General features: G+C 72.1%; 23 protein-coding genes and 1 pseudogene. 16 read left to right on the forward strand and 8 right to left on the reverse strand.

Features of this window, described 5'->3' with window-relative positions:
- Positions 1-52: 52 nt before the first annotated feature.
- Positions 53-2,494: a transglycosylase domain-containing protein gene (locus ABGB21_RS11905; RefSeq protein ID WP_347651444.1), complete on the reverse strand. Its 2,442-nt coding sequence runs from the start codon at positions 2,492-2,494 to the stop codon at positions 53-55.
- A 408-nt stretch (positions 2,495-2,902) separates the two neighbouring features.
- Here ABGB21_RS11905 and ABGB21_RS11910 point away from each other — a divergent pair, with 408 nt between their 5' ends.
- The gene (locus tag ABGB21_RS11910) at positions 2,903-3,199 is read left to right on the forward strand and encodes a WhiB family transcriptional regulator (protein ID WP_347651445.1); all 297 of its coding nucleotides are present in this window, start codon (positions 2,903-2,905) and stop codon (positions 3,197-3,199) included.
- 63 nt (positions 3,200-3,262) lie between these two features.
- On the opposite strand, the gene ABGB21_RS11915 is transcribed toward ABGB21_RS11910, so the two are convergent.
- The 3 genes from ABGB21_RS11915 to ABGB21_RS11925 form a co-directional block, all read right to left on the reverse strand.
- Entirely contained in the window at positions 3,263-4,435 is a 1,173-nt protein-coding gene (locus tag ABGB21_RS11915) for an ArsA-related P-loop ATPase (RefSeq protein ID WP_347677732.1), read from the reverse strand.
- A gap of 155 nt (positions 4,436-4,590) precedes the next feature.
- Positions 4,591-5,565: an ArsA-related P-loop ATPase gene (locus ABGB21_RS11920; protein WP_347651676.1), complete on the reverse strand. Its 975-nt coding sequence runs from the start codon at positions 5,563-5,565 to the stop codon at positions 4,591-4,593.
- Between the two features lie 88 nt (positions 5,566-5,653).
- Positions 5,654-6,424 carry a hypothetical protein gene (locus ABGB21_RS11925; RefSeq protein WP_347677734.1) on the reverse strand — a complete coding sequence of 257 codons (771 nt, stop codon included), beginning with the start codon at positions 6,422-6,424 and terminating at the stop codon, positions 5,654-5,656.
- Positions 6,425-6,680: 256 nt separating this feature from the next.
- On the opposite strand from ABGB21_RS11925, the gene ABGB21_RS11930 reads away from it, so the two are divergent.
- From ABGB21_RS11930 to ABGB21_RS11965, 8 genes and pseudogenes are all read left to right on the forward strand, one after another.
- A complete protein-coding gene (locus tag ABGB21_RS11930) occupies positions 6,681-6,836 on the forward strand; it encodes a hypothetical protein (RefSeq protein WP_347651448.1) in 156 nt (51 codons plus the stop codon).
- Positions 6,833-7,294, forward strand: a complete 462-nt coding sequence (locus tag ABGB21_RS11935; RefSeq protein ID WP_347651449.1) for a RidA family protein — start codon at positions 6,833-6,835, stop codon at positions 7,292-7,294. Before ABGB21_RS11930 ends, ABGB21_RS11935 begins: the two co-directional genes overlap by 4 nt.
- 56 nt (positions 7,295-7,350) lie before the next feature.
- On the forward strand, positions 7,351-8,256 hold the full coding sequence (locus ABGB21_RS11940) for an MBL fold metallo-hydrolase (RefSeq protein WP_347651450.1): 906 nt from the start codon (positions 7,351-7,353) through the stop codon (positions 8,254-8,256).
- Positions 8,253-11,552, forward strand: a pseudogene (locus tag ABGB21_RS11945) (adenylate/guanylate cyclase domain-containing protein); the annotation flags it as partial. The gene ABGB21_RS11940 and the pseudogene ABGB21_RS11945, both read left to right, overlap by 4 nt.
- A 775-nt stretch (positions 11,553-12,327) precedes the next feature.
- Positions 12,328-12,771 carry a hypothetical protein gene (locus ABGB21_RS11950; RefSeq protein ID WP_347651451.1) on the forward strand — a complete coding sequence of 148 codons (444 nt, stop codon included), beginning with the start codon at positions 12,328-12,330 and terminating at the stop codon, positions 12,769-12,771.
- Between the two features lie 70 nt (positions 12,772-12,841).
- Positions 12,842-14,614, forward strand: a complete 1,773-nt coding sequence (locus ABGB21_RS11955; RefSeq protein ID WP_347677916.1) for a protein kinase — start codon at positions 12,842-12,844, stop codon at positions 14,612-14,614.
- Positions 14,615-14,764: 150 nt separating this feature from the next.
- Positions 14,765-15,700, forward strand: a complete 936-nt coding sequence (locus ABGB21_RS11960) for a transporter substrate-binding domain-containing protein (RefSeq protein WP_347651452.1) — start codon at positions 14,765-14,767, stop codon at positions 15,698-15,700.
- Positions 15,697-17,160, forward strand: coding sequence for a hypothetical protein (locus ABGB21_RS11965; protein WP_347677736.1), 1,464 nt, complete (start codon positions 15,697-15,699; stop codon positions 17,158-17,160). Before ABGB21_RS11960 ends, ABGB21_RS11965 begins: the two co-directional genes overlap by 4 nt.
- Before the next feature lie 15 nt (positions 17,161-17,175).
- On the opposite strand, the gene ABGB21_RS11970 is transcribed toward ABGB21_RS11965, so the two are convergent.
- From ABGB21_RS11970 to ABGB21_RS11980, 3 genes are all read right to left on the reverse strand, one after another.
- Complete coding sequence (locus ABGB21_RS11970; RefSeq protein WP_347651454.1) at positions 17,176-17,466, reverse strand: hypothetical protein; 291 nt, start codon at positions 17,464-17,466, stop codon at positions 17,176-17,178.
- A 272-nt stretch (positions 17,467-17,738) separates the two neighbouring features.
- Positions 17,739-18,692, reverse strand: a complete 954-nt coding sequence (locus tag ABGB21_RS11975; protein WP_347651455.1) for a DMT family transporter — start codon at positions 18,690-18,692, stop codon at positions 17,739-17,741.
- A gap of 10 nt (positions 18,693-18,702) precedes the next feature.
- A complete protein-coding gene (locus tag ABGB21_RS11980) occupies positions 18,703-19,485 on the reverse strand; it encodes a GntR family transcriptional regulator (protein ID WP_347651456.1) in 783 nt (260 codons plus the stop codon).
- A gap of 320 nt (positions 19,486-19,805) precedes the next feature.
- On the opposite strand from ABGB21_RS11980, the gene ABGB21_RS11985 reads away from it, so the two are divergent.
- Positions 19,806-20,006: a hypothetical protein gene (locus ABGB21_RS11985; RefSeq protein ID WP_347651457.1), complete on the forward strand. Its 201-nt coding sequence runs from the start codon at positions 19,806-19,808 to the stop codon at positions 20,004-20,006.
- Positions 20,006-20,314, forward strand: a complete 309-nt coding sequence (locus ABGB21_RS11990; protein ID WP_347677738.1) for a hypothetical protein — start codon at positions 20,006-20,008, stop codon at positions 20,312-20,314. Before ABGB21_RS11985 ends, ABGB21_RS11990 begins: the two co-directional genes overlap by 1 nt.
- A 114-nt stretch (positions 20,315-20,428) precedes the next feature.
- Here the strand turns inward: ABGB21_RS11990 and ABGB21_RS11995 are convergent, their stop codons facing one another.
- A complete protein-coding gene (locus ABGB21_RS11995) occupies positions 20,429-21,106 on the reverse strand; it encodes a Crp/Fnr family transcriptional regulator (RefSeq protein WP_347651459.1) in 678 nt (225 codons plus the stop codon).
- Between the two features lie 239 nt (positions 21,107-21,345).
- Here ABGB21_RS11995 and ABGB21_RS12000 point away from each other — a divergent pair, with 239 nt between their 5' ends.
- The 5 genes from ABGB21_RS12000 (at position 21,346) to ABGB21_RS12020 (ending at position 25,814) form a co-directional block, all read left to right on the forward strand.
- Positions 21,346-22,062 (forward strand): adenosylcobinamide amidohydrolase, encoded by a 717-nt coding sequence (locus ABGB21_RS12000; protein WP_347677740.1) that lies wholly within the window; start codon positions 21,346-21,348, stop codon positions 22,060-22,062.
- A 166-nt stretch (positions 22,063-22,228) separates the two neighbouring features.
- Positions 22,229-23,428: a CapA family protein gene (locus tag ABGB21_RS12005; protein ID WP_347677742.1), complete on the forward strand. Its 1,200-nt coding sequence runs from the start codon at positions 22,229-22,231 to the stop codon at positions 23,426-23,428.
- 174 nt (positions 23,429-23,602) lie between these two features.
- The gene (gene nth, locus ABGB21_RS12010) at positions 23,603-24,331 is read left to right on the forward strand and encodes an endonuclease III (RefSeq protein WP_347651678.1); all 729 of its coding nucleotides are present in this window, start codon (positions 23,603-23,605) and stop codon (positions 24,329-24,331) included.
- Positions 24,328-25,125, forward strand: a complete 798-nt coding sequence (locus ABGB21_RS12015) for a TlpA disulfide reductase family protein (RefSeq protein ID WP_347677743.1) — start codon at positions 24,328-24,330, stop codon at positions 25,123-25,125. Before nth ends, ABGB21_RS12015 begins: the two co-directional genes overlap by 4 nt.
- Positions 25,122-25,814 (forward strand): CoA pyrophosphatase, encoded by a 693-nt coding sequence (locus ABGB21_RS12020; protein ID WP_347677744.1) that lies wholly within the window; start codon positions 25,122-25,124, stop codon positions 25,812-25,814. Before ABGB21_RS12015 ends, ABGB21_RS12020 begins: the two co-directional genes overlap by 4 nt.
- Positions 25,815-25,876 lie beyond the last annotated feature (62 nt).

The following is a 25,876-nucleotide window of genomic DNA, read 5'->3' on the forward strand; positions in this document are numbered from 1 at the left end:
CCCCGGCTGGGAGTGCCCGCCCTTCTGTCGTACCGGAGGGTGAGTCGGCGGGTCAGCGGCCCGGCGGTCGCGTACCGCCCGGACCGCCGGGACCGCCCGGACCACCGGGGCCGTCGCCTCCGGGGCCGTCACCGCCGCCCTGGCCGTTGCTGACCAGGATCGTCACCGCACCGCCCTTGATGGTGCGGCCGTCCGGGCTGGTGCCGGCCGCGGTTCCGGCCGGGCAGCGGGAGTCGACCCGGTTGCCGGAGACCTCGACCTCGAAGCCGGCGCCGCGCAGCCGGGACCGGGCGGTGTCGATGGACTGGCAGGTCACGGTCGGGATCACCCGCTGGTCACCGTTGACGATCTTGCCGCTCGGCGGAGTGAACTGGATCGCCTTCTTGTCCTTCATGGCGTCCCGCAGCGTCTGGTAGACGGCGTGGTTCACACCGCCCGGCTCGTTGTGGCCCATGTTCTGGGTGGTCTCGGGCCAGTCCGGGTCGGTCAGGATGCCGGCGACCGAGAGCTGCTTGGTCATCACCACCATGGCGGCGCTCTTCTCGCTGTCGGTGGTACCGGTCTTGCCGGCGACCGGCTTGCCGACCGCGCCCCGGACGTTCGGCGCCGTGGCGCCGGTGCACCGACCGCTCTGGGCCTGGTCGCCGACCGGGCAGCGGGCGGCGTCGACGGCGGCCCGGGCCACCTCGGTCTTGAGGTTCTGCTGGCAGCGCGGGTTGGCGACGTCGAGCTTGTTGCCCTCCTGGTCGCGGATCTGCTGCACCGGGATCGGCTCGCAGTACTTGCCGTCCGCGGCGAGCGTGGCGTACGCGTTCGCCAGGTCCAGCGGAGTCGTCTGGGAGACGCCGAGGGTGAACGCGCCCCACTGCTTGGCGTACTGCTTGTTGCTGGCGAAGTCGGCGTCGTTGCTGGCCCGGAACCGGATACCCATCCGCTCCGCCGCGTCGACCACCTTGTCCGCACCGACCCGCTCCTGCAGCGGTACGAAGTAGGTGTTCACCGACCTGCCGAACGCGCCCCACATGTTGTGCCGGCCGGCCATGCTCGCACTGGCGTTCGTCGGGCAGTACCGGCTGGTGCCCCGGCAGGCAGCAGGGGAGTTGAACTCCACCGGGTAGTTCGACTTGTACTGCACCGGCGAGTCGATCGAGTACGCCAGCGGGTAGCCCGCCTCCAGCGCCGCCACGATCGTGAAGATCTTGAACGTCGAGCCGGCCTGGTAGCCGGTGATGTCCCCACCGCCGGTGAGCAGCGGGTTGGTGGTGTTCGGGTAGGTGCCCCGGATTCCCTTCCGCGCCTTCGCCGGGTTGGTGGAGATCTTGTTCTTCGGCTTGTCCGGGTCGTCGAGCTTGTAGTTGCGGTTCACCGCCAGCGCCCGTACCCGCCCGGTGCCCGGCTCGACGGCCGCCACCATCATGGCTTCCTTCTTGCCGGTCTTGACGTTGCGCTCGACGGCCTTCTTGGCCGCGTTCTGTACCTTCGCGTCAAGGGTGGTGACGATGCTGTAGCCGCCGCTCTTCAGCCGCCGCTCCCGGTCGTACTGGGTGGTGCCGAAGGTCGGCTGCTGCATCCACCAGCGGTAGAAGTAGTCGCAGAAGAAGCCCCAGTCGTTCTTGTTGGTCGCGACGCAGCCGTTCGGGGTCCGCTTGTCCTTGACCACCAGTTTGGTGGCGATGGCCTTGGCGGCCTCCTCCGGGGTGATGGCGCCGGTCTTGACCATCTCGCCGATGACCCAGTTGCGCCGGTTCAGTGCCTCCGGGTAGCCGCTCTTGGTGGTCGGGTCGTTGTCCGAGGGCGCCTTGACCATGCCGGCCAGCATCGCCGCCTCTTCGAGCTTCAGGTCCTTCGGGTGCTTTCCGAAGTAGACCTGGCTGGCGGCGAAGATGCCGTACGCCCCGTTGCCGAACGGGGCGATGTTCAGGTAGCCCTCCAGGATCTGGTCCTTGCTGAGGTCCGCGTCGAGCTGCAGGGCGTACCGCATCTCGCGCAGCTTCCGGGCGCTGGTGTCCTCGGTCGCCGCCACCACGTCCTGCGGGTGGGTGGCGGAGTAGGCGATGCTGAGCCGGACGTACTGCATCGTCAACGTCGAGGCGCCCTGCTGGGTGACGCCGGCGTTCTGGTTGGCCACGAACGCCCGGGCGACGCCGCTCATGTCGACGCCGTTGTGCTCGTAGAACCGCTTGTCCTCGGCGGCGATCAACGCCTTGCCCACGAAGGGGTTGACGTCCTTGAGCGGCACGTCGCGGCGGTTCTCGTCGTACATGGTGGCCAGCGGCGTCTTGCCGTCCGACGCGTACAGGTAGCTGATCTGGGGCGCCTTCTTGACGGTCAGCTCGGTGGGGAGCTTGTCGAACGTCTCCGCGCCTGCCTTCGCCGCCAGGCCGGACATCGCCACCGCGGGGAAGGCGGCTGCGGCGACCACCACGCCGGCCAGTAGTCCGCAGATCAGCAGCGACGCGGCGTTGGTGAAGACATTGTGGTCACGCTTCCGCATCCAGGTCACCTCGACAGGGTACGTGAATCTGCACCGAGGTCGCCTCCGGCGTACTTTCCCCATTTCCTGCGGGCGCCGACCTCGTTGTGCTAAACGCACGACCCCTGGTGTGCGGTTGCGGGCTTCCGCTGCCAAGTCTCCTCCATCAGACGAGTCTTCGCAGCGTTTTCCAGGATCGTCGCCGGGTAGTCAGGGCCGGATTGCCGGACAGAGCATCACGGACCGTCCGGGTTGATGGATTTGGCTGACAACGTTGCGTAATCAGTTGACTACAGAGCATGATGGTCGAGCGAGAGAATCGCACGTCGTCCGTGGTGCCCGGGGGGAGGGCGGCACGGGTGGCCGGGGGGTTATCGCCGGCTGACCGGCTCTGGTCGGTAGCGGGACAGCAAGGGGGGACAGAAACAGATGGGCATGATCACAGACTGGCCCACATTGGCGGCTTGTCAGAACGGTGACCCGGACGCGCTGTTCGTACAGGGTGCCGAACAGAACGTGGCGAAACGGATCTGCCGCAGCTGCCCGGTGCGGTACGAGTGCCTGGCCGACGCGCTCGACAACCGCATCGAGTTCGGGGTGTGGGGTGGCATGACCGAGCGGGAACGCCGGGCACTGCTGCGTCGCCACCCCAACGTGGCCAGCTGGCGGAAAATGTTCGAGGCGGCGATGAAGAACAAGGACAAGGTCCTCGTCAACGCCGGCTGACGGCGCCGCCGCCGTACCAGCCGGCGAGGGGCTGATCGTGGCTCGCGAGGGGCCGGTCGCGGCTCAGCGGTGGCTGATCGCGGCACCGATCGTGCGTAGCCCGTCGACGTCGTGGACGTCGGCGGGCTGTGCCGTGACCGCCGCCGTCGGCACCGCCGGAAACGCGTCGGTGAAGACCCGGGCCACCCGGCGCTCCCGGGCCGCCTGCTGGGCCAGGGCCGCGTGCGCCCGCAGCGTCTCCACCGTCGCCTCGTGGCCGCCCAGGTCGGCGAGGTGGTCGGCGGCGGCCAGACTCTCCGCCGCGGCCGGCGTCCCCGGCGCGGTCTGGTGCACCCGGTTCAACACCAGGCCGACCAGCGGCATCCGCTCCTCACCCAGCCGGCCGGCGAAATAGGCCGCCTCCCGGATCGCGTCCGGCTCCGGGACCGCGACCAGTAGGAACGCCGTCTCCCGAGCCTGCAGCACCCGGTACGTCTGCTCCGCCCGCTGCCGGAAACCGCCGAACATCGAGTCGAGCGCCGCGACGAAACCGGACAGGTCAGTGAGCAACTGCGCGCCGAGCACCTTCTGCACCACCCGGGAGAACATCCCGAACGAGGCGGTGACCAGGCTGAACATGCTCCGGCCACCGCTGCGCGCCGGGGCGAGCAGCAGCCGCAGCATCCGACCGTCCAGAAACCGGGAGAGCCGGGCCGGCGCGTCCAGGAAGTCCAGCGCGGACCGGGACGGCGGGGTGTCGACCACGATCAGGTCCCACTCGTCCCGGGCGTGCAGCTGCCCCAGCTTCTCCATCGCCATGTACTCCTGCGTACCGGCGAAGGTGGAACTCATCGCCTGGTAGAAGGGGTTGGCGAAGATCTCCGCCGCCTTCGCCGGATCGGTGTGCGCGAGCACCACGTCGTCGAAGGTCCGCTTCATGTCCAGCATCATGGCGTGCAGTTCGCCGCCGCTGGCCTCGGCGTCGATCCCCTTGACCTGGCGCGGCGTGTTGTCCAGTTCGGTCAGCCCCAGCGACTGGGCCAACCGTCGGGCCGGGTCGATGGTCAGCACCACCGTGCGTCGACCGTGCCGTTCCGCCGCCCGCAGCGCCAGCGCCGCCGCCGTGGTGGTCTTGCCGACCCCGCCCGCGCCGCAGCAGACCACGATCCGTACGCCGGGGTCGGCGAGGATCCGGTCGATGTCCAGGTCAGCGGCGCTTGAGGTCGCCGACTCCGCCGCCGGGTGATCGGAACGCACGAAACGAGCGTATCGGGACCGCGCGGCCCGGACGGCCTGCTGGCGCTCAGGTGTGAGTCAGTCGGCTACCTCCCACCCGTTGGGTGTAGGGAAAGGCCCCCCGGTTATCGCCCAGGCGGTAGCCGATGGTGCGGAAGTGCTCTTCCTGACCCCGCTCAGGAGGAGCCGGTCAGCAGACTGTCCCCGATGACCTCCAGCCCGGCCCGGTCGACTCCCTCGGCCAGCAGCGGCAGGCGTACCAGGGGGCGGCCCAGCTCGACCAGGTCGGCCCGGAGCGACTCCTCAAGATCACGGCGGACGGCCTGGTCGCGGGCCTCGGCGTGCAACCCGGCGACGGCCGCCCGGTCGGCCGGCAGACCCGCGGCGGCCAGGCCACGCCGCAGCTCCGCCTGGGTGACCTTGCCGGCGAGCAGCGCCGGACGGGTCGCGTTCAGGATCAGCCGCCCGACCGGAATGCCCAGCTTGTCGAGGTCGGCGATCGCGTCGATCGTCTCCTGGACCGGCATCTCCTCCAACAGCGTCACCACGTGTACGGCGGTCATCGGCGACCGGAGCAGCGCCGCGACCCCCTCGCTCTGGGTCTTGATCGGGCCGACCTTGGCCAACCGGGCGGTCTCCGCGGTGACGTTCAGGAACCGGCCGATCCGGCCGGTGGGCGGGGCGTCCAGCACCACCGCGTCGTACACCCGGCGCTGGTTGACCGTCCGGGTGGTGGCCTCCTTGACCTTGCCGGTGAGCAGGACGTCACGCAGGCCGGGCGCGATCGTGGTGGCGAAATCGATCGCGCCGAGCTTTCGCAGGGCCCGACCGGCGGCGCCGAGCTTGTAGAACATGTCCAGGTATTCGAGGAGAGCCTCCTCGGGGTCGACGGCCAGCGCCCGGACCTCACCCCCGCCCCGGGCGGTGGCGATCGTCCGCTCCTCGTACGGCAGCGGATCGGTCCCGAACAGCTGGGCGATGCCCTGCCGGCTCTCCACCTCGACCAGCAGCGTACGGCGGCCACCCCGGGCCAGGGCGAGGGCGAGGGCGGCGGCGACGGTCGTCTTGCCGGTCCCACCCTTGCCGGTGATCACGTGCAGCCGGGCGGGCCACCCGGCGCCGCCCTGGTCGGCGCCGACCGGGTCGACCAAATCTTCGCTCCCTCGCACCCTTCGAGGGTAGTTGACCCGGCCGGGCACCGATCCCGTCGGCGAGGCCGCGCCCGCCGGGCGGCGGTGATCAGTTGACGTCGCAGACCCACCAGCCGGTCTTCTCGACCACGATGAACCTGAGCTGCTGTTCCACCGCCCGCTCGTCGCCGGTCACCATGGTCAGGGTGGTGGAGACGAGAGCGCGTTCGGCGTTGCGTTCGTCGAGCCTGGGCTCGACCCACCGGAACCGCGGACTGTCGTACGTCCGCGCGTAGCCCGCCACCTCCTCGATCTTCGCCTCGATCTGCCCGCTGTCCCGGGCCTCGGCGCAGACCAGGCTGGCCGCCTTCTCGGCGTTCTGGTCGGCGTAGACGGCCTCCAGGAAGCCGTCCACCGCGGCCACCGGATCCGCGGCGCCCTCACCGTTCTCCACGTTGCGGATCACCAGGAAGGCGGAGACCCCGCCGCCGACGCAGAGCAGCAGGGTCGCGGCCAGGACGATCGACACGATGAGCAGGGTGCGTCGCTTCTTCAGCGGGGTCGGTACCGCTCCGAACGGGGGCTGACCGGGCGGCGGCGGGTAGCCCACGCCGAACTGACCGGGCGGTACAGGGTGTCCGGGGGCGACCGGGAAACCCACCGGTGTCGCCGGCCCGGGGACGGGCGCGGTGGGGTCGTGGCCGCCCGCCGTGGGCCGGGGTTGCGGGGCCGGGTCCGGGTCCGGGAGCGGCCCGGGGTCGACCGGTGACGTCGTCGCGCTGCGGGGTTCCGGCGCGGCGGGCGTCTGACCGGACGACGGCTCGGGCGTGTCCGGGTTCGTGGCGGTCGCCGTCTCGTCACCCGTGGGCGGTTGCGTCATGACGTCCCCAATCGACGACGGACCTGGCTACGCCGGTGCGCACGGTCGGCCCCGGCGGGCCATGTGACGGGCTGGCATGCTGCGTTCAGTGTGGCGGAAGAGCATAGTGGGGCCGATGCGGCGAGGGTAGCGCCCGGCCGCGAGGCCCGACGCCGACGTACGCCTGGCGGCGGGCCTGCCGGTAGCCGTACGTCGGCCGTCGGACCAGCCCGTAGGCTGTCGCCGAAAAGCCCGAGACCGAGGGAGACCTCTAGTTATGCAGAAGTGGGAGTACGCCACGGTGCCGCTGCTGGTGCACGCGACCAAGCAGATCCTCGACAACTGGGGTGAGGACGGCTGGGAGCTGGTGGCCGTGGTGCCCGGACCGAACCCGGAGCAGCTGGTCGCGTACCTCAAGCGGGTCAAGTCGTGACCACCGGACCGCACGGCAAGCTCGCCGAGCTCGGTCTGGTCCTGCCCGAGGTCGTACCACCGCTGGCCGACTACGTACCGGCGGTGCAGTCCGGCCGCCACGTGTACGTCTCCGGCCAGTTGCCGCTGGCCGAGGGGAAGCTGCTGGCCACCGGCAAGGTGGGCGCCGGGGTCTCCGCCGAGCAGGCGAAGGACCTCGCCGCCCGCTGCGCGCTCAACGCGCTGGCCGCGATCGACGCTCTGGTCGGCCTGGAGAGCGTGGTGAAGATCGTCAAGGTGACCGGGTTCGTCGCCTCGGCGGAGGGCTTCACCGGCCAGCCGAGCGTGGTGAACGGCGCCTCCGAACTCTTCGGCACGGTTTTCGGCGAGGCGGGCCGGCACGCCCGGAGCGCGGTCGGGGTGGCCGAACTGCCGCTGGGCGCACCGGTCGAGATCGAGGTCATCGTCGAGGTCGCCTGACCGTCGGTCAGGCGTACGACATGGCGCTGTCAGCTGCCGGTCGTACCCTTACAACCGTGACCGGGCATGTGACCGCACCGGCGGCGGCGTTGGCCGCCCAGCTACCGGGCTGGGCGGCCCTGGTCAGGGCACCCAATCCGGGGCCGATGACCCTGGACGGCACCAACACCTGGGTGCTGGGCCTCCCCGGTGCGGGCGGGGTGGTGGTCGTCGACCCGGGGCCGTTGGACGAGGGCCATCTGGCGGCGGTGGCGGCGCGTGGCCCGGTGCTCGGTGTGCTGCTCACCCACGGGCACCCCGACCACGGCGAGGGGCTGGAGCGGTTCCTGACGCTGACCGGTGCCGCGCGGTTGACCTTCGACGGGGCGCGGGCGGGCGCCGGGGCGCCGGGGCTGGCGGAGGGGCCGGCCGGGTCAGCCGCGGCGATGGTCGGCGGGGTGGTGGAGATCGCCGGCCTGTCGGTACGGGCCCTGGTCACGCCGGGGCACACCGCCGACTCGCTCTGTTTCCTGGTCGAGTCGGCCGACGAGCGGGTGGTCTGCACCGGGGACACGATCCTCGGCCGGGGGACCACCGTGGTCGCCCATCCGGACGGCGACCTCGGCGACTATCTCGGCAGCCTGACCGCGTTGACCGCGTACGAGGAGGTTCCGGCGCTGCCGGGACACGGCCCGGCGCTGGCCGACTGCGCGGCGGCGGCGCGGTTCTACCTGGCCCACCGGCAGGCCCGACTCGACCAGGTCCGGCAGGCGGTCGCGGCCGGGGCGGGGACCGCCGCCGAGGTGGTGGCCACGGTCTACGCGGACGTGGACCGGGCGCTCTGGCCGGCGGCGGAGTGGTCCGTCCAGGCCCAGCTCGCCTACCTCGACCGTGCGGATCACCGGTCTGATCGGCCGAACCGGCAAGCCGATCAGGTGAATCGGGAATCCCGCCCCGGGGCGGGTGGGTTGGACCCAGCGTGACCTGCCCGGTGTGTGGAACCGTCGCCGTGCCCGGCGCGCGGTTCTGCCACAACTGCGGAGTCGCGCTGCCGGCCGCCGCGACCCTGCCGCAAGCGGAACGACGCGTCGTTACGGTCCTCTTCGGCGATTTGTCCGACTTTACCTCCTGGTCGGAGGATCTCGACCCCGAGCGGGTCAGCACCGTCACCGACCGGGTCCTGGCCGCCCTCGCCGGCGCGGTGAAGACCTTCGGCGGCCACGTCGACAAGCTGACCGGCGACGGGATCATGGCGGTCTTCGGCGCCCCGGTCGCCCACGAGGACGACGCCGAGCGCGCCGTCCGGGCCGCCCTCTCCATGCAGCGTGCGGTCCGCCGGGTGCTCGACGACGAGCGCGGTGGCGGAGCCCCGCTCGGTCTGCGGGTCGGGCTCAACACCGGCGACGTGGTCGCCGGGATCCAGGCCGCCATCGAGTACACCGTCATCGGCGACACCGTCAACACCGCCGCCCGGCTCGCCGACGCCGCCGCGATCGGCGCCGTCTACGCCGGGGCCCGGACCGCCGCCGCGACCCGACGGGTCGCCTCCTGGCGGCAGCTCCGGCCGCTGCGACTCAAGGGCAAACGCGAGCCGGTCGAGGCGTACGAGCTGCTCGGTCTGCTGGACGCCCCCGGCACCCGCTCCGGGCTCGGCGACGAGGCGCCGTTCGTCGGTCGGGAGACCGAGATCGGTCGGGTCGCCGGCCGACTCGCCGAGGTCATCGACCAGGGGGAACCCCGGGTGCTGCTGATGACCGCCGAGGCGGGGATCGGCAAGTCCCGGTTCGCCGCCGAGGTCGAACGACTCGCCACCGGATACGACGTCGGCGCCGGCCGGTACGCCACCCACACCGGCGCCCGGGTCCTCTCGGTGAAGTGCGCGGCGTTCGGCGAACGACGTCGGCTGGGTCCGCTGGCCGACCTGGTCCGGGCCGCGGTCGGCCTGCCCGACGGGCCGGCGACCGCGTTGACCCGTTCGGTTGTCGAGGAGCGGCTGCGCCGGCTCGGCCAGCGGTTGGCCCGGCACCGGCCCGACCCGCCGCCGGTCGCCGTCGACCTGCTGCTCGCCCTGCTCGGCTACGCCGAACTGCCGTCGGCGACCGGCACCGTGCCGGCCGGCCCGGCGGAGTGGTCGGCGGGCGAGGCCGTGGCCGCCGCCGACGCGATCCCGGGCGCCGTCGCCGAACTGCTCAGCGCGCTCGCCGCGGAGACCCCACTGGCGGTCATCGTCGACGACCTGCACAACGCCACCCCGGAGACCGTCGACGCGCTCGGCGTGACCCTGTCCCGGCTGACCGGTCCGGTGCTCGTACTGCTGCTCGGCCGTCCCGAACTGGTCCGGGCGGCCGGTGCGCTGACCCGCGTCGCGGACGCGGAGGTGCACGCGCTGCCGCCGCTGCGGGGTGCCGACGCGGCCCGGCTGCTCACCACGTACCTCGGTGGCGGGCGGCTGCCGCAGAACGACGTGGACCGGCTGCTCGCCACCGCCCAGGGAAACCCGTTCTACCTCGCCGAACTGGTCACGCTGCTGATGGAACGCGGCGCGCTCACCACGGTGCTGGAGCCCGCCCGGGTCGGTTCCGTCGGCGCCCGCGCCTCCGCTGCCGCCCTCGGTACCGCTTCCGGTTCCGCCGTCGCCCCGACCGAGGCGCCGCCGGCCGGCCGGGCGGTCCGCCAGACCGCCCCGACCACCCGACCGCCGGGCGCGGAACCGGGGCCGGCCGTCGGCCCGGCACCCGGCACCGTCTGGCGGCTGGTGCCCGGCTCGCTCGGCAGCCGACTGCTCTCCCGGGACCTCGCCGCCGTGCTGGCGGCCCGGATCGACGCCCTGCCGCCGGACGCGCGAGCGGCGCTGCGGGACGCGGCCGTCATCGGCGACACCGTCCCGGCCGGCGCGCTCGAGGCGCTGCGCGAGCGGCGGGCCGGCCGGGAGGGCCGGCCGTCGGCCGTCGTCGCGGTGGAACTCGAACGGGCCGTCGAGGAACTGCTCCAACGTCGCATGCTGCACCGCAACCGCGACGGTTACCTCTTCGCGACCCCGCTGATGCGGGAGGCGGCGTACGCCGGGATCGGCAAGGCGGACCTCGCCGACCGGCACGCCGCACTCGTCGAGTGGGCCGCGCCGACCGGTGCCGACGGGCTTCCCGGCCGGGGCGGCGTCACCCCGGCGGTGCTGCCGGAGGCGGCCCGGGACGCGTTCATCGCCGAGCATACCGAGCGGGCCACCGCGCTCGCCGACGTGATCAACCTGCCGACCGACGCGACGGCCCGGAAGGTGGCCCCGCTCGGTATGGCCGCGCTCAACCGGTCCGCCCGGCGGTCCCTCGCCGTGGGCGAGCCGCTGCAGGCCGTCGAGTACGCCGAGCGGGCCGACCGGCTCGCCGGTGCCGCCGTGCCCGGCGGTGCCCGCCTGGTCCACGCCCGGGCACTGCTCCAGGTGGGCCGGATCGCCGACGCGCTCACCCTGGCCGAGAAGATCTGCGCGAACGCCGGGGACGACGCGGCCGTACGGGCCGGGGCGCTGCTGGTGCTCGGACAGGCGTACCGGGCCCAGGGCGACCGGACGCGTGCGGTGCAGATCTGGCAGGAGGCGCTGCGGGTGGCCACCGAGGCGGACCTGCCCGGCCCCCGGGCCTCGGCGATGCGCCGGCTCGGCATGGCGGACTTCGTCGCCGGTCGACTCGGCCAGGCCAGCAGTCGGTTCGCCGGGGCGTACCAGGTGAACCTGGACGCCGACGATCCGCGTGGGCAGGCGTGGTCGTTGCAGAACCTGGCCTGGGTGACCACCACCCGGGGCGACTTCGCCGGCACCGACGCGGTGCTGGACCGGGCGGCGCAGCTCTTCGCCGAGATCGACGACCCGGTCGGCGAGGCGTGGCTGCGCGGCACCACCGCCTTCGCCCGGCTGCTCGCCGGCCGGCTCGCCGAGGCCCGCCGACTGGCCCGGGTCTTCCTGCCGCTCGGCGAACGGGTCGGCGACGCCTGGGCGGTCGGCACGTTGCGGGCCGTGGAGGCGTTCGCCGCCGCCGAGCTGGGTGAACTGGCCGAGGCCGACCGGGAGGCGCGGCGGGCGTACCGGGACTTCGCCGCCGCCTCCGACGACTGGGGGCGGGGTTTCGCGCTGGTCGTCCGGGGGGCGGTGGCCCGGGGGCTGGGCGAGCCGGAACACGCCGCCGACCTGTTGACCGACGCGCTCGCGTACGCCCGACGTACCTCCCATCCGCTGCTCACCGGTCTGGCCGGTACGTTGCGTGGAGTTGTCGCGCTGGACCGGGGTGACCCGGCCGCGGCCGGCCGGGACGCCGAGGCGGTGTTGGCGGCCGTCGAGCCGCACACCCCGATGGCGCTGATCCAGCTCGGGCCCCAGGTGCTGCTCGCCGAGAGTCGGTTGGCCGAGGGCGACGCCGCGGCGGCGGTACGCCTGCTCGAACCGATCGTGGTCTCGGACGCGCTGCCGTCGGTGCTCTTCTCCCGCCGCCAGATCCTGGCCCGGTACGCGGCCGCGCTGCTCGCCGACGGGCGGACCGAGGCGGCACTGGACTGGGCCCGGCGGGCGGTCGACGCGTCGGGGGAGGACATCCGCAGTCAGGTTGTCGCGACCGAGGTGCTGGCCGAGGCGCTGGCCGCGGCCGGTGAGCCGGGGGCGGCGGTGACCGCCGCCGAGGAGGCGGTCCGGTTGGCGTACGCGACGGAGCAGGCCAGTGAGCGGAGCCGGGTGACGGCGCTGCGGGCCCGCCTGGTCGGTGCGGCCGACGCCAGGACGGCGTTGTCCGATGTGGTCGGGGCGGTGTCCGGTGCGGACACCGGATCGGTCTCCGGCCCGGACGGGGCGACGGTGTCGGGGGCGGTCGGCGAGCGGAACCCGGTACGGGTCGTCCGGCAGCGGACCGGTGGCGGCGATCCCCGTCGTGCTGGGGGCGTACGCGACGAGGTGGCGACCGCGCACGGGACCGGATCGTTCGATCTGCGGGATACCGCGCAGCCGGGTCAGGCGCTAGCCTAGATCCACTTCCGTCCACCGGGGGCGGGTGCTGCTGCACCGGAGGATCCGCACGATGAGGCTGCCCCGCTCGGTCGCGGCATGGACGATCGCCGTCTTCGGCGGGTTGGCGGTGCTGCTCGGTGCCGTCGGTCTGATCCGCCCCGAGGTGCTGCTCGGACTGCTCGGTTTCGAGGTGCTCGGTTCCGCCGAGCGGGCGACCGGTGACTACACCCGGACGTTCGTCACCGCCTCGTCGATGGCGTCGTTCAACATGGGCGTCTACTACCTGCTCGCCGCGACCATGGACTGGCGGCCCTTCTTCCGGTTCACGGTGGTCTTCCGGCTGGTGACGTTCACCGTCTTCACTGTGCTGGTGGTGACCGGGACGGCGCCGTTGCGGTTCCTCGGGGTGGCGGTCTGGGAGGGGCTCGGGGCGGTCGCCACCGGGGTCGGGCTGTGGCTCGACCGGACTCGGAATGGCAACCAGCCGGTAACAGCCACCGCTTCAGGGGGCTGAATCGTCTCATGTCTTCGGTATTTTCGACTCTGTGACCGACACTCCACGAGGCGCGCTGCCCCTGCCTGTTGTGCCGGGTCTGACCGACTTGCAGGTGATTGCCCGAGGTGGTTACGCCACCGTGTTCCGGGCCACCCAACAGTCCGTCGGGCGGGAGGTAGCGGTCAAGATCGAGAACCGTACTCTGGACGACGAGCGCGACCAGCGACGATTTCTCCGGGAGGCGCGGGCAGCGGCCCGGATGTCGTCCCACCCGCACGTGGTCGACCTCTTCGATGTCGGGGTCACCCAGGACCGGCACCCCTATCTGATCATGGAACTCTGCGACGGGTCGTTCGCGGACCGGATGCGTACCTCCCCGCTGAGCGCGGCCGAAGCCCGTGACGTCGGAGTGAAGATCGCCGACGCGCTCGCCGACGCCCACCAGTTCGGGGTGCTGCACCGGGACGTCAAGCCCGCCAACATCCTCTACTCCCGGTTCAACGACGCGACCCTGGCCGACTTCGGGCTGGCCGTCCTGGCCGAGGTCCGGGACTCCGCGATCACCCTGGAGGTGCTCACCCCGGCGTACGCGCCACCGGAGATGTTCCGGCACAGCCCGCCCTCGCCGGCCGTCGACGTGTACGCGCTCTGCGCCACCCTCTACGCGGTGATGTACGGCAAACCGCCGCGCTGGCAGGCCGACCGCAACCCCGGTCTGCTCACCCTGATGGAACTCTTCGCCGAGCCGATCCCGGAGCTGCCGGGTGTGCCGAGCCGGCTGTTGGACCTGCTCCGCTACGGGATGGCGAACGACCCGGCCGACCGGCCCAGCGCGGCCCAGCTGCGGGACCTGCTCGCGACGGTCTCCCTCGACTTCCCGGAGACCGGGGTACCCCCGATCTCCGGCGTGGTCGCGGCCGTGCCGGTCTCCCCGGGCCCGGTGCCCGGCACCCCGGTCTCCGGTGTCCCCGCCGGGACGATGCCGGCTGGGACGATGCCGGCTGGGACGGTGCCCGGCGGTGTCGGTCCGCCGGCCGCCGGGCTGACCGGAGCGACGTCGAACGGTGCGCCCGCCGCCGGGGCAACCGGGCCGGGCGGGGTGGCCGTGGCCGGTCCGGCGGGCGTACCGGGCCCGCGTCCCGCCCACACCCCCACCTCCGGCGCGCCGGCCCCGGCGGCACCCACCTCGGGCGGCGCCCCGCCGAAGGTCTACCTGTCCAGCGCCTACACCCCGCCGCCTCCCTGGACGGTCGGGCCCCGGACCGACCCGCATCCGACGGTTCCGCACTCCGGCCGTCGCCGACACCTGTACTGGTTCCTGGGCAGCCTGGGCGCCCTGATCCTGGTCGCCACCATCGCCGGCGGTTCCTGGTACGTCGCCCACCGAACCGGGTCCGGTCCGTCGCCGAACGGGGGCGGGCGCAGCAGCAGTGCCACTCCGGTCAACCCCGGCCCGTCTCGCAGTGCCAAGATCGGCGCGTTGCGCGGCTGCCTCGCCCCGCTCCCCTCCGGAGTCAGCTGTCCGGCAGAGCCGGAGTGCTTCGGACCGGTGCGGGTGCAGCGGGGGCGGGCGGAGGTCCGGACACAGTCCTGCGAGGGCCGGCACACCTGGGAGACGTACGCGTTGGGTGAACTGCCGGCGGGCCTCGACCCGGCCGACCACGCCACGGTGAAGCAGCATCCGGACGTGCAGGAGATCTGCAGCCCGTACGTGTTCCGGCTGACCACCACTTTGATCGAGGTCGACGGGTGGCGGTTCGAGGTGCTGCCGTCGCCGGCCGGGGGGACCGACCGGACCTTCCGGTGTCTGGCCGGCAAGGGGGTCAACGCACTCGGCGGCCCGACCCTCGCCCAGGGCTGAGCCCCGGCCGGCCGCCCTGTCGCCGGCTGACGGCCCGGTCCGCCCCGCGCCGGCGGGGGTCGGGGCGCGGTCCACCGTTCCGCGCGGTTACCACAGTGGACCTGATCGGCTACGCTGAGCGCTCGCTACTCCCTCCTCCGGAGGCCGACGATGCGCGACGAAACACACCGGGGCCGGGTCCAGGTGTTCGGCCGTACCCTCGCGGTTGTCCTCACCCTGCTGCTCGCCGCCGGCGCCGGCTGCGACGGCCGGGATCCGGGCGTCTCCGTCCAGGACAAGCTCCGGGAGTCGCACATCTACGGCCAGAGCAAACTGAAGATCGGGGTGGCCACCTTCGAACCGCTGATGGGCGGACTGGAGGACGGCAGGCACGTCGGCTTCGACATCGAGATCGCCCGCTACATCGCCGCCTCGCTCGGCTATGCCGGCGACGAGCGGATCGAGTTCAAGGCGCTCGACACCGAGGACCGCGTCCCCGCGCTGCAGAGCGGCCAGGTCGACATCGTGGTGGCGAGCTTCTCGATCACCGAGGATCGGCAGAAGCTGGTCAGCTTCGCCGGCCCGTACCTGGTCACCACCCAGGAGGTGATGATCCACAACAAGCACCGGGACGCCATCCGGACCATCGAGGACCTGCGCGACCCGAGGTACCGGGTCTGCACCAGCGGCGGTTCGACAAGCGAGGCGGAACTCGGCCGGCACGAGGTCAAGGCGCTGGTTGTCAAGAACGTCGGGGACTGTGTGGACGGGATCCTGGCGGGTCGCTACGACGCGGTCAGCTCGGACGAGACCATCCTGGCCGGCTTCCTCGCCCAGCACCCGACCCAGCTCCGCATGGTCGACATGCCGTTCGGCACCAGTGAACAGCTCGGCGTCGGGGTGCCGATCAGCGATCCGGCACTACGCGACCTGGTCGCGTACTTCCTGCAGAAGAGCTACCTGGAGGGGCGGAAGGGCCGGACCAGCCCGTGGCTGGCCGCGTACCACAAGCATCTCGGGCCGTGGCTCGGCGCGGACCGGGAGCAGCCGCCGCCGCTGGACGTGCCCGACCTGGTGGACTTCGACGAGAAGGCGCCGCCGAGATGAGCACGGCGGGCCGGGAGGATGCCGCCGTACGCGGGCCGGCCGCCGTCGCGTCCGAGCCGGCGCAGCCGTCGTCCGCGCCGCTGACGGTCCGGCCGGGCGTTCCGGCATCTGGAGGTTCAGCACCGACGGGTACGCCCACGGCGGCCCGGACCGGGCGGGATACGGACCCGGACCTGCCGCCGGACGGGGACGGTGACCTGCCGACGACGTACGTCGGAAAGGGTGCCGAACCCGGCGGTGGAGCCCCCGCAGCGGATCCGACGGATCAGCGGTCCCGGGCGAGCCAGTCGTTCTGGACCCTGGCGGTCGGCGTACCGGCGCTCTTCTCCGTCCTCCGACTCGGGGTGGAGGCGGGCGGTGAGCTGCAGACCACGCTGCTGCTGGTGGCCAACGTCAACCCGGTCAACCTCGCCGCCGCGCTGGTCACCACGGCGGCCCGACTGGTCTCCGCCGGCCTGGTGGCGATCTTCGCTATCGGCGGCACGCTGGCGGTCAGCGCCGAGGCCGCGCCGACCCACCGGATCGGGCGCCGTCCGCCGCTCTTCGCCCGGTGGCGGCGGATGACGCCGCACTGGGCGGTGATCGCCTGTTTCGGGATCGCGCTCGCCACCTGGCCGATCCTCTACCTGCCGCTGCTGTTGCCGGCGTTCGCCGCCGCGTTCCAACTCTCCCCGGCGACGGTGGAGGACCGACGGATTCCCCGGGCGCTCGGGCTGCTCACCCTGCTGGCCGGGTACGGGGTGCTGATGGCGCCGACGCTGGGTGCCGGGTGGACACAGCGGGAGTATTTCGCGGTACTGGTGATCGCGGCACCACCGCTGCTCGCGCTTCTTGTCGCCGGGCCGATCCCGGCGGCGGTGGCCCGACCGGTGGCGATGACGACCCAGCTGGCGGTGCTGGTCACGCTCTGCTGGGCGGCGTTACCGGTGATCACGACCCCGGTGCTGCCGCTGACCGTGACCACGGTCCGGACCGGCGGAACCGCCGTACCCGGCGAGCCCGACGACGACACCGGTCCGGAGCGCGGTGTCGTGCCCGACAGCGGGACCGAGCCTGACGGCGGGACCGAGCCTGACGGCGGGACCGAGCCTGACGGCGGGACCGAGGATATCCGTGGTCACGTCATCACCGTTGACGACGTGCACGCGGTGATCCTGCAGGAACGTGGCGGGGTGCGGTACGTCCCGGTCGAGCGGATCGAGGCCCAGGTGCTCTGCCCCACCGAGGGTGAACTGCCCCGGTACCGGCTGCGGGTGTGGGGCTTCCACGTCGAGGACTCGCTGCTGGAGGGACTGGGCCGGCGGGTACGTCGCCACCCTGCACTACGTGCCGGTCAACCGGGTCGACGCCGCCTGCCGCATCCCACCCGCCACGAACTGAGCCCACCGACCGCGCTCCGGCCGCCGCTCACCGGGCCACCGCCACGTAGTGCAGGGTGGCGACGTACCCGCCGGTGGTGACGGTGAGCGGGATCGTCACCGGCTGTTGCTGGTCACGGTCATCATCACAACGCCCTCCTGCTGCAGGGTGTCGCCCGGGATGCCGGTCAGCGCGAACTCCGGGGTCAGGTCGGTGAGCGTGATCGACCGCTCGACCACGGTGGTGGTCGAGGTGCAGCCGGGGGTGCTGCCCGGCGGCGGGCAACTGCTGCCCGGCGGTCCGCCGGTCACGATGATGATGGCCTCGACGGCCCCCTCGGGTTGCGCCCATGCGGGCGACGCGAGGAGAGCGAGGCAGGCGATGGTCGCCAAGAGCCGGACCCGCAACTTGCCGATAGGGGTCGTTCCGCAGTCGGTAATTCGAAGAGGATTCGTGCCAGGTTTGTTGACGCTGTTATGCGTGGATAGTACTTTGTGCGCTACTTCACGCTTTTGTGAAGTTGACTCATCGCTCTTGACCGAGGGGCAGGGCAACAAAATGGACGACCCGGTGGAGGAGATCCAGGAAGCTCTGGACGATCTCGAGGACGCGTTGGAGGACATCGGCATCGACGTCGAACTCGACGGCGAGTGAGTGCCCGGGGTGGCCGGGTCGCCGGTCACCCCGTACCCCGACCAACTCCACTCCGGACATTACCGGGTCGGCGTACCGCCCGGTGCCGCCGGACGGTGGCCGGCGCGTCCCGGCTGTTCGACCGGGCCAGCGCCACCCCGGCGAGCACCAGCAGCATCCCGCCGAGCATCGGCAGGGTGGTCGGCTCGTTCACCACCAGGGCGCCGAGCACCACCGCGACAACCGGCAGCAGGTAGGTGGTGGTCGAGGCCGTCGTCGGCCCCTCGTCGGTGATCAGCCGGTAGTTCAACAGGTACGCGACACCGGTGCCGAGCACCCCGAGGACCAGCAGACTCACCACCGCGTCGGTACGCCAGGTCGGCGCCGTCAGCCCGCCGACCGGCACGGCGAACCCGATCAGTACGGCTCCGACCGCGAGCTGACACGCCGCGAGCATGATCGGCGGAATCCCCCGGTTGGTGAGGAACCGGCCCTGGTAGACGTAGCTGACGCCGTAGCTGGCGGAGGCGACCAGGCAGGCGAGGCCGCCCCAGCTCGCGATCTCACCGGCCGACTGCCACGGCGAGAAGATGAGCACGGTTCCGGCGGAGCCGAGCACGATGCCGAGCCCACGCCGGAGACCGGTCACCCGGTCGGTGCCGGCGAGGAAGGCGATCAGGACCGTCCACACCGGCGTGGTCGCGTTGAGCACCCCGGCGACGTTCGAACCGACGGTACGTTCGCCGTACCCGACAAGGGTGTACGGGATGACCGTGGCGACCAGGGCGGCGATCGCGAGATGCAGCCAGGTCCGGCGGTCGGTCGGCGGACGCAGCCCCCGGGCCAGCGCGATCGGCATCAGTACGGCCGCACCGAGGACCAGGCGGACGAGCACGATCTGCACCGGGGCGAAGCCCTGCAGCGACAGCTTGATCCAGAGGAAGCCCGAGCCCCAGAGCAGGGCGAGCAGCCCCAGCCGGAGCACACTGCCGCGCCGCATCCCGGCTCCCTCAGTCCTCAACCGGCATTTCGTAGTCGAGCCCGTTGAGATCGGCCCGCATGACGAAGCGGGTCACCTCAAAGGGCCGCTGCTTGTCGTCGAGGCTGGTGTGCAACACCTCGATGACAGGTACGCCGGGCGGGATCTGGAGTCCCTCCGTCTCGTCGCGGCTCGGCATCCGGGCGGAAATCTCCTCCCGGATTCGGCTGATGACGTAGCCGAGGTCCTCGAACCGGGCGTAGATGCTTCCACGGCCGAGTACCTGCTCGCTGGCCAGTGGTGAGGTGCCGGCGACTGCCTCCGGGATGTACGTAACGCCCACCTGTACGGGTTCGTCGTCGGCGAAGTACCAGTTCTCGCGGCGGACCACCGTACTCGCTTGTGGATCGACTCCGAGTCGCTGAGCCACATCGGCCGGTGGCAGCTCTCGGGTGACCGAGCGACATTCGGTTCGTGGCGTCCGACCCTGCTTGGTCACCTCGATCCGGAACGGGGAGACGCCGGTCTCCTCGCGCAACCTTCGCGAGTACCTGTTGGCGCCGAGACGCATCAGCGGCGGTCGGCTCCGCACGAACGCGCCGCGTCCGTGCTGGCTGATCGCCAGACCTTCGCGTTGAAGGATCGCGATGGCTTCTCGGGCGGTGTTGCGGGCGATCCCGTACTGAGCGGCGAGTTCTCGTTCCGAGGGCAGTTTTCTGCCCGCCGGCAGGTCGCCGCTTGTGATGGCGGCACGCAACTCGTCAGCGACACGCCTACTTGGGGGCTGCCTGTCAGAGTTCGCTGCCTGGCCCATGTGGATTCGCCGCCTCCTGTGAAGTTCCCTCGCACAGCCTAGCCCAACTGGCTCAAGCCACCTATTGACGGAGACGTTCATCTCTGGTCAACTGGCTTAAGCCAGTTTTCACTCCTGGTGCTCTGCGGAGCTTTCGTGTTCCCGAACCGGAGACGGCGGTAGGACCTTTCGTCGGCAAGCGGTAGGCCCTGCGCACCGTGCCCATCCGCAGGCGGTGTGGGACCCGGTTCCCCTTCCGGTCCCACACCGCCTGCCCCGATGGCGGTGTCTGCTGCTCCGGGCACGGCCGCCGAACCCGTCAGCCGAATGGAGATCCGGGGATGAAGCTGTGGATCGGATGGCGTACCCGCCGTCAGAGACTCGCCGCGCAAGGCGAACAGGCCGCCCGCGAACAGGACGCCGCCGAGGCGGAGGCTGCCCGGCAGCGGGTCCTCGATCTGGCCCGTCTCCAGCGGTACGACGACGGACACGGCACCGTGGGCTGGAACAGCCGGTGCTGGCACCGCTTCCGGAGCCGGTGATGGCCGACGAACGACCACCGGTAATCAAGCCCGAGGTCGTGATTCCCGACCTGCCTGAGGGCACCCTGCTGCGGCTGGCCCCCGCCGACTGGTCACACGGCGCCACGCTGCCGGTCGGGGCGTGCGTTCAGCTGACCCTGAGCCGGATCCACCGCAACGTCACCCGCCACGACGAGTCTGGTTGCTGGGTCTGGGTCGTCGGACACGAACATCCGGCCTGCACCTGGCCACACGTGGAGCCGCACCCGCCATGCCTGCAACTTCCGGTCCGGGTCGGCGCCCTCGACGCGTCGGCGTCGCGGCCGTGATCCGGATGGGGAGCCGGGCGGCCCGGGCCCCGGACACGCCGCTGCCGACCGGTTCCTGACGGAGGACCGGTCGGCAGCGGGACAGCAGGCAGCGGCGGCTGCGTGACGTACGGGTCAGACCCGGGCGCGCCGGGCCAGCCGCTCCGGGTCGAGGATGATGATGCTCTTGCCGTCCAGCCGGAGCCAGCCACGCGAGGCGAAATCGGCCAGCGCCTTGTTGACGGTCTCCCGGGAGGCGCCGACGAGTTGGGCGATCTCCTCCTGGGTCAGGTCGTGGGTGACCCGGAGTACGCCGCCGTCCCGGGTGCCGAACCGGCCCGCCATCTGGAGCAGGTTCTTCGCCACCCGGCCCGGAACGTCGGTGAAGATCAGGTCGGCCAGGTTGTCGTTCGTCCGGCGCAGCCTGCGGGCGAGCACCCGGAGCAGCTGCTCGGCGATCTCCGGCCGGTTGTTCAGCCACGGCCGCAACGCCTGCTTGCGCAGTCGGGCCAGCCGGGTGTCGATCACCGCGGTGGCGGTCGCCGTACGCGGACCCGGGTCGAAGAGCGACAGCTCACCGACCATGTCCGACGGGCCCATCACGGCGATCAGGTTCTGCCGGCCGTCGGCAGCCCGCCGACCAACCTTGATCTTGCCGCTGAGCACAATATAAAGACTGTCGCCCGGCTCGCCCTCGTTGAAGACGATCTCGCCCTTACGGAACTCGATCGTCTCCATGTCCTTGGCGAGCGCCTCGGCAGCCTCCGGGTCGACACCCTGGAAGATTCCGCTGCGGGCCAATACCTCGTCCATCGCGCCACCTCCGCCTACGCGGGCCGCCTGCCCCCGGTTGAGTTCCCGGTCGTGATCCGCCGCGCGCCGCCAAGTCTAGGCGCATGTGAAGAGTAATCGGAGCTGCACCCCTGGAATCTTGATCCGTCGCGAACCCGACGTCGACGTATTGAGCAGGGAATACGTGCCCGTTCAGGGCGAAACCGGTGTCGGCCGGGTGGGCCCGGGACAGCGTCGGGACGTCTCGTAGGGTCGACCGGATGTGGGCCGAGCCGGTACTCACCCACCGTCTTGAGGACGGGTGGGACATTCCGCTGCTGGTCTGGCGACTCGCCAGCCCGGCGCTGGCGATCAGTTCCGGGCCGCTCGGCGGCGGGATCGGCGTACGGCAGTGGGTGGTCAACGCGACCGTGCCGATGACGTACCGGCGGGACGACCCGGACGCCCACCTGACAGCCCTGGCCGACCAGCTCGACCTGCGCGGACCCGGCGTCGGACTGCTCACCGGGGTGGACGTGACCGAGCGGGTGAGCGCCGTCGACCAGGATGTCCGGGTCTGGGCCACGGTGGGGCTCGGTACCCCGATCTGGGCCGCCGAGGCCGGTGAGCCTGCCGAGGCCGACGAGGTCGGGGCGGTGGACGCCGAACCGGCACGGCCGGTCGGGACCGTCAACATCGTCGCGCTGCTGCCCGTACGCCTGAGCGAGGCCGCCCTGGTCAACGCCGTCGCCACGGTGACCGAGGCGAAGGTCCAGGCACTCCGGGAGCTGGGCCTGCCCGGCACCGGTACGCCCACCGACTCGGTGACCCTGCTCTGCCCGCCCGACGGCCCCGTCGCCCCGTACGGCGGACCGCGCTCGCGCTGGGGTGCCCCGCTCGCCCGGGCCGCCTGCCGGGCGGTCCGGACCGGTGGTGCCACCCCCTGCGTGCCCTGGTCCGACCAGCCGGCCCGGCGGACCGATGTCGCCCCGGGCTGACCTCCGGCCGGTCCGCCCCCGAGCGGCGTCGCCCCGGGCCGAGTCGCGGCCGGTCCGTCCCGCGTCGGCCTCGGCCCTGACCGGGGACGGCAACCGGATCGGCGGCGGAAACCTGGCCTGACGGCTGTCGCCCGCCCCGGCCGCCCGACGGTAACGTCGGCGGGCGATGTACGACACCGATCCGCCCACGCCGCGGCCCCGTCGCAAGCGACGGCGGTCCGGCCGGCAGACGCTGCTGATCGTGACCGCGGTCCTCGCGGTGCTGCTCGGCGTCGGCGTCGCCGGGGTGGCGATAGTCGACATGGCGGACGACAGGACCACCGGACCGGCCAGCGCGACCGGAACCGACGGCTCCCCCTCGACCGGGCCGTCACCGACCGGTGAACCCGAGCCCAAGGTCATCACGATGTCCGCCACCGGGGACATCGTGCTGGGTAACGCGCCCGGCCGGCTGCCGGCGAACGGCGGCAAGGGCTTCTTCAACTCGGTGAAGAAGGCGCTCGCCGCCGACCTGGTGATGGGGAACCTCGAGGAACCGCTCACCGATGACACCGGCACCGGCAAGTGCGGCCCCGGCTCCAGCAACTGCCACCAGTTCCGCGCCCCGCCGTCCTACGCCAAACACCTCGCCGACGCCGGCTTCGAACTGCTCAACCAGGCCAACAACCACGGGTACGACTACGGCCGGGCCGGCTACCGGAACACCCAGGAGGCGCTGGAGAAGTACGACCTCCAGCACACCGGCGCGCCGGACCAGATCACCGTCGCCGAGGTCGAGGGCGTCAGGGTGGCCGTCGCCGGCTTCTCGTCGTACGCCTGGTCGAACAGCCTGATCGACATCAAGAAGGCGAAGAAGGTCGTCGAGAAGGCCGACCGGATGGCGGACCTGGTGGTCGTGCAGGTGCACATGGGCGGCGAGGGCGCGGACAAGACCCGGGTCCGGCCCGGAACGGAGATGTTCCTCGGCGAGAACCGGGGTGATCCGGTCAAGTTCTCCCACGCCATGATCGACGCGGGCGCCGACCTGATCGTCGGACACGGCCCGCACGTGCTGCGCGGGCTGGAGTTCTACCAGGGGCGCCTGATCGCGTACAGCCTCGGCAACTTCGCCGGTGGCGGCGGGACACTCAGCAACAACGGACGACTCGGCTGGGGCGGGATCCTCAAGGTGTCACTGGCCGCCGACGGCAGTTGGGCGGGCGGGGAGTTCGTTCCGACGTACATGAACGGTGAGGGGAAGCCGACCATGGACGGCCAGAAGCGCGGCCTGGGCCTGGTCCGCGACCTGTCCCGGTCGGACTTCCCGAAGACCGGTGCCCGGTTCTCCGCCGACGGCGAGATCTCCCCGCCCGGCGACGACACCTGAGGCCGGGCGTGGGCTCCGGGGCGCGCCCCGCGACGTAGGCTGGCCGGCGTGAGCGCGACAGATTCCGTCGACCCCGAGGTCGCGGTGGTCGGTGTCGGGGCCGGCCGACCCCGTATCCGGCGGCTGAATCCGACCGCGGAGTCCGATCTCGGTCGGAAGCGGCGGGCCCGGCGGATGGGCCGGTTGCTGACCGAGACCCACCCGGACGCGCACTGCGAGCTCGACCACGAGGGCCCGCTGCAACTGGCGGTGGCGACGATCCTTTCGGCGCAGTGCACCGACAAGCGGGTCAACGAGGTGACGCCGAAGCTTTTCGCCCGGTATCCCACCGCCGCCGACTACGCCGGGGCGAACCGTACCGAGCTGGAGGAGATGATCCGGCCGACCGGCTTCTTCCGGAACAAAACGACCTCGCTGATCAAGCTCGGGCAGGACCTCGTCGAGCGGTACGACGGCCAGGTGCCGGGGCGGCTCGTCGACCTGGTGACTCTGCCGGGAATCGGCCGGAAGACCGCCAACGTGATCCTCGGCAACGCGTTCGACGTACCGGGGATCACCGTCGACACCCATTTCCAGCGTCTGGTCCGGCGGTGGGCGTGGACCGCCGAGAGCGACCCGGTCAAGATCGAGCACGCCGTCGGGGCGCTCTTCGAACGGCGCGACTGGACGATGCTGTCGCACCGGATCATCTTCCACGGCCGCCGGGTCTGTCACGCCCGCAAGCCCGCCTGCGGCGCCTGCACGCTGGCCCGGTTCTGCCCCTCCTACGGCACCGGACCCACGGACGCGGCCGGAGCGGCGAAGCTGCTCAAGGGTCCACGGGCCCGCGACCTCGCGGTACAGGCGGGAGTCGACCCCGACCTGGTGCCGGTGCAGGCTGTCGTCGCGGACGACGTACCGTGAGCCGCCGACTCGGGACCCGTACCGGGACCAGCCGGATCCGTACCGCCAGCAGCCGACTCGGGGTCCGTACCGTGAGCGGCCGGCCGGCCCGGACCGGACCGCAGCTCCGCCACGTCCGCCACTCGGCGCTCGGCGGCCTTCTGCTCGGCGTGCTGCTGCTCGCCACCGCCTGCACCGGGTCGTCGGACCCGGCGGAGGGCCGGCGGCCCGGGGCGACCGACCAGGGCGGGACGACGACAGCGTTCGCCGACTGCGCGACCCTGAGCACGCCACTGACCGGCGCGTCGGCCGGGACGGCACCGGCCGGCACCCCGACGCCGGGCGGCAGCGGGACCCCGACCGGCACGGCGACGCCGGGCGGCACGACGGTCCGGCCGTTGCCCCGGCTCTCCCTGCCCTGCCTGGTCGGGGAGAGCACCGTCGAGGTCGGCGCGCTGCGCGGACCCGCCGTGATCAACCTCTGGGCCTCCTGGTGCCCGCCGTGCCTGAAGGAGCTGCCGGTGTTCCAACGCTTCGCCGACCAGGCCGGCGGGGCGGTACGGGTGATCGGGGTGAACAGCGGCGACGACCGCGACGCCGCGCAGTCCCTCGGCGCGGACTTCGGGCTGCGCTTCCCCAGCCTCTTCGACCGCGACAAGCGGCTGCTCCGGCACGCCAAGCGCCCACTCGTACCGGTCACCTTCTTCGTCGACGCGGAGGGGCGGATCCGGCACGAGGACCAGACCGGGGCGTTGGACTACGCCGAACTCACCGAGCTGGTACGCGAGCATCTGGGGGTGACGGTACGGCCGTGACCGAGCGCGAGCTGCCCACGTGGTGCGAGCCCCTGCTCGCCCGGGTCCGGTCCGCGCGCGCCGAGGACTTCACCCGGCTGCGTACGCCCCGGAACGGGGGACGGGACAGCGCCGTCCTCATCCTGCTCGGCGAGGACCCGGAGCACGGGCCGGACGTGCTGATCCTGCAACGGGCGGCGACCCTGCGTACCCACGCCGGCCAGCCGGCCTTTCCCGGCGGCGCCTGCGACCCCGAGGACACCGACGCCGCGTCGACCGCGTTGCGTGAGGCGTACGAGGAGGTCGGGCTCGACCCGGCGAGCGTCACGGTGCTGGCCGAACTGCCCCGGCTCTGGATCCCGGTCAGCAACTTCGTGGTCACCCCGGTCCTCGCCTGGTGGCACCGGCCGCATCCGGTGCACTCCCGGGAACCGGCCGAGGTGGCACACGTGGCCCGGCTGCCGATCGCCGAACTGGTCGACCCGGCCAACCGGGTCCGGGTCCGGCACTCCAGCGGCTGGATCGGCCCGGCCTTCCAGGCCCGCGGCATGCTGGTCTGGGGCTTCACCGCCGGGGTGCTCGCCGCCCTGCTCGACATGGCGGGCTGGTCGCGTCCGTGGTCCCAGGACCGGGTACTCGACCTGCCGCCGACCCCTCCACCGCCGCCGACGGTCGGGTCCGACGAACTGACCGGGCCGGCGGCCACCTAGCCGGCCGGGCATCGGCACGACCGGCCGGGCATCGGCACGACCGGCCGGGCATCGGCACGACC

The sequence above is a fragment of the Plantactinospora sp. B24E8 genome, from assembly GCF_039871735.1.
In the GTDB taxonomy this organism is placed as follows: Bacteria; Actinomycetota; Actinomycetes; order Mycobacteriales; family Micromonosporaceae; genus Plantactinospora.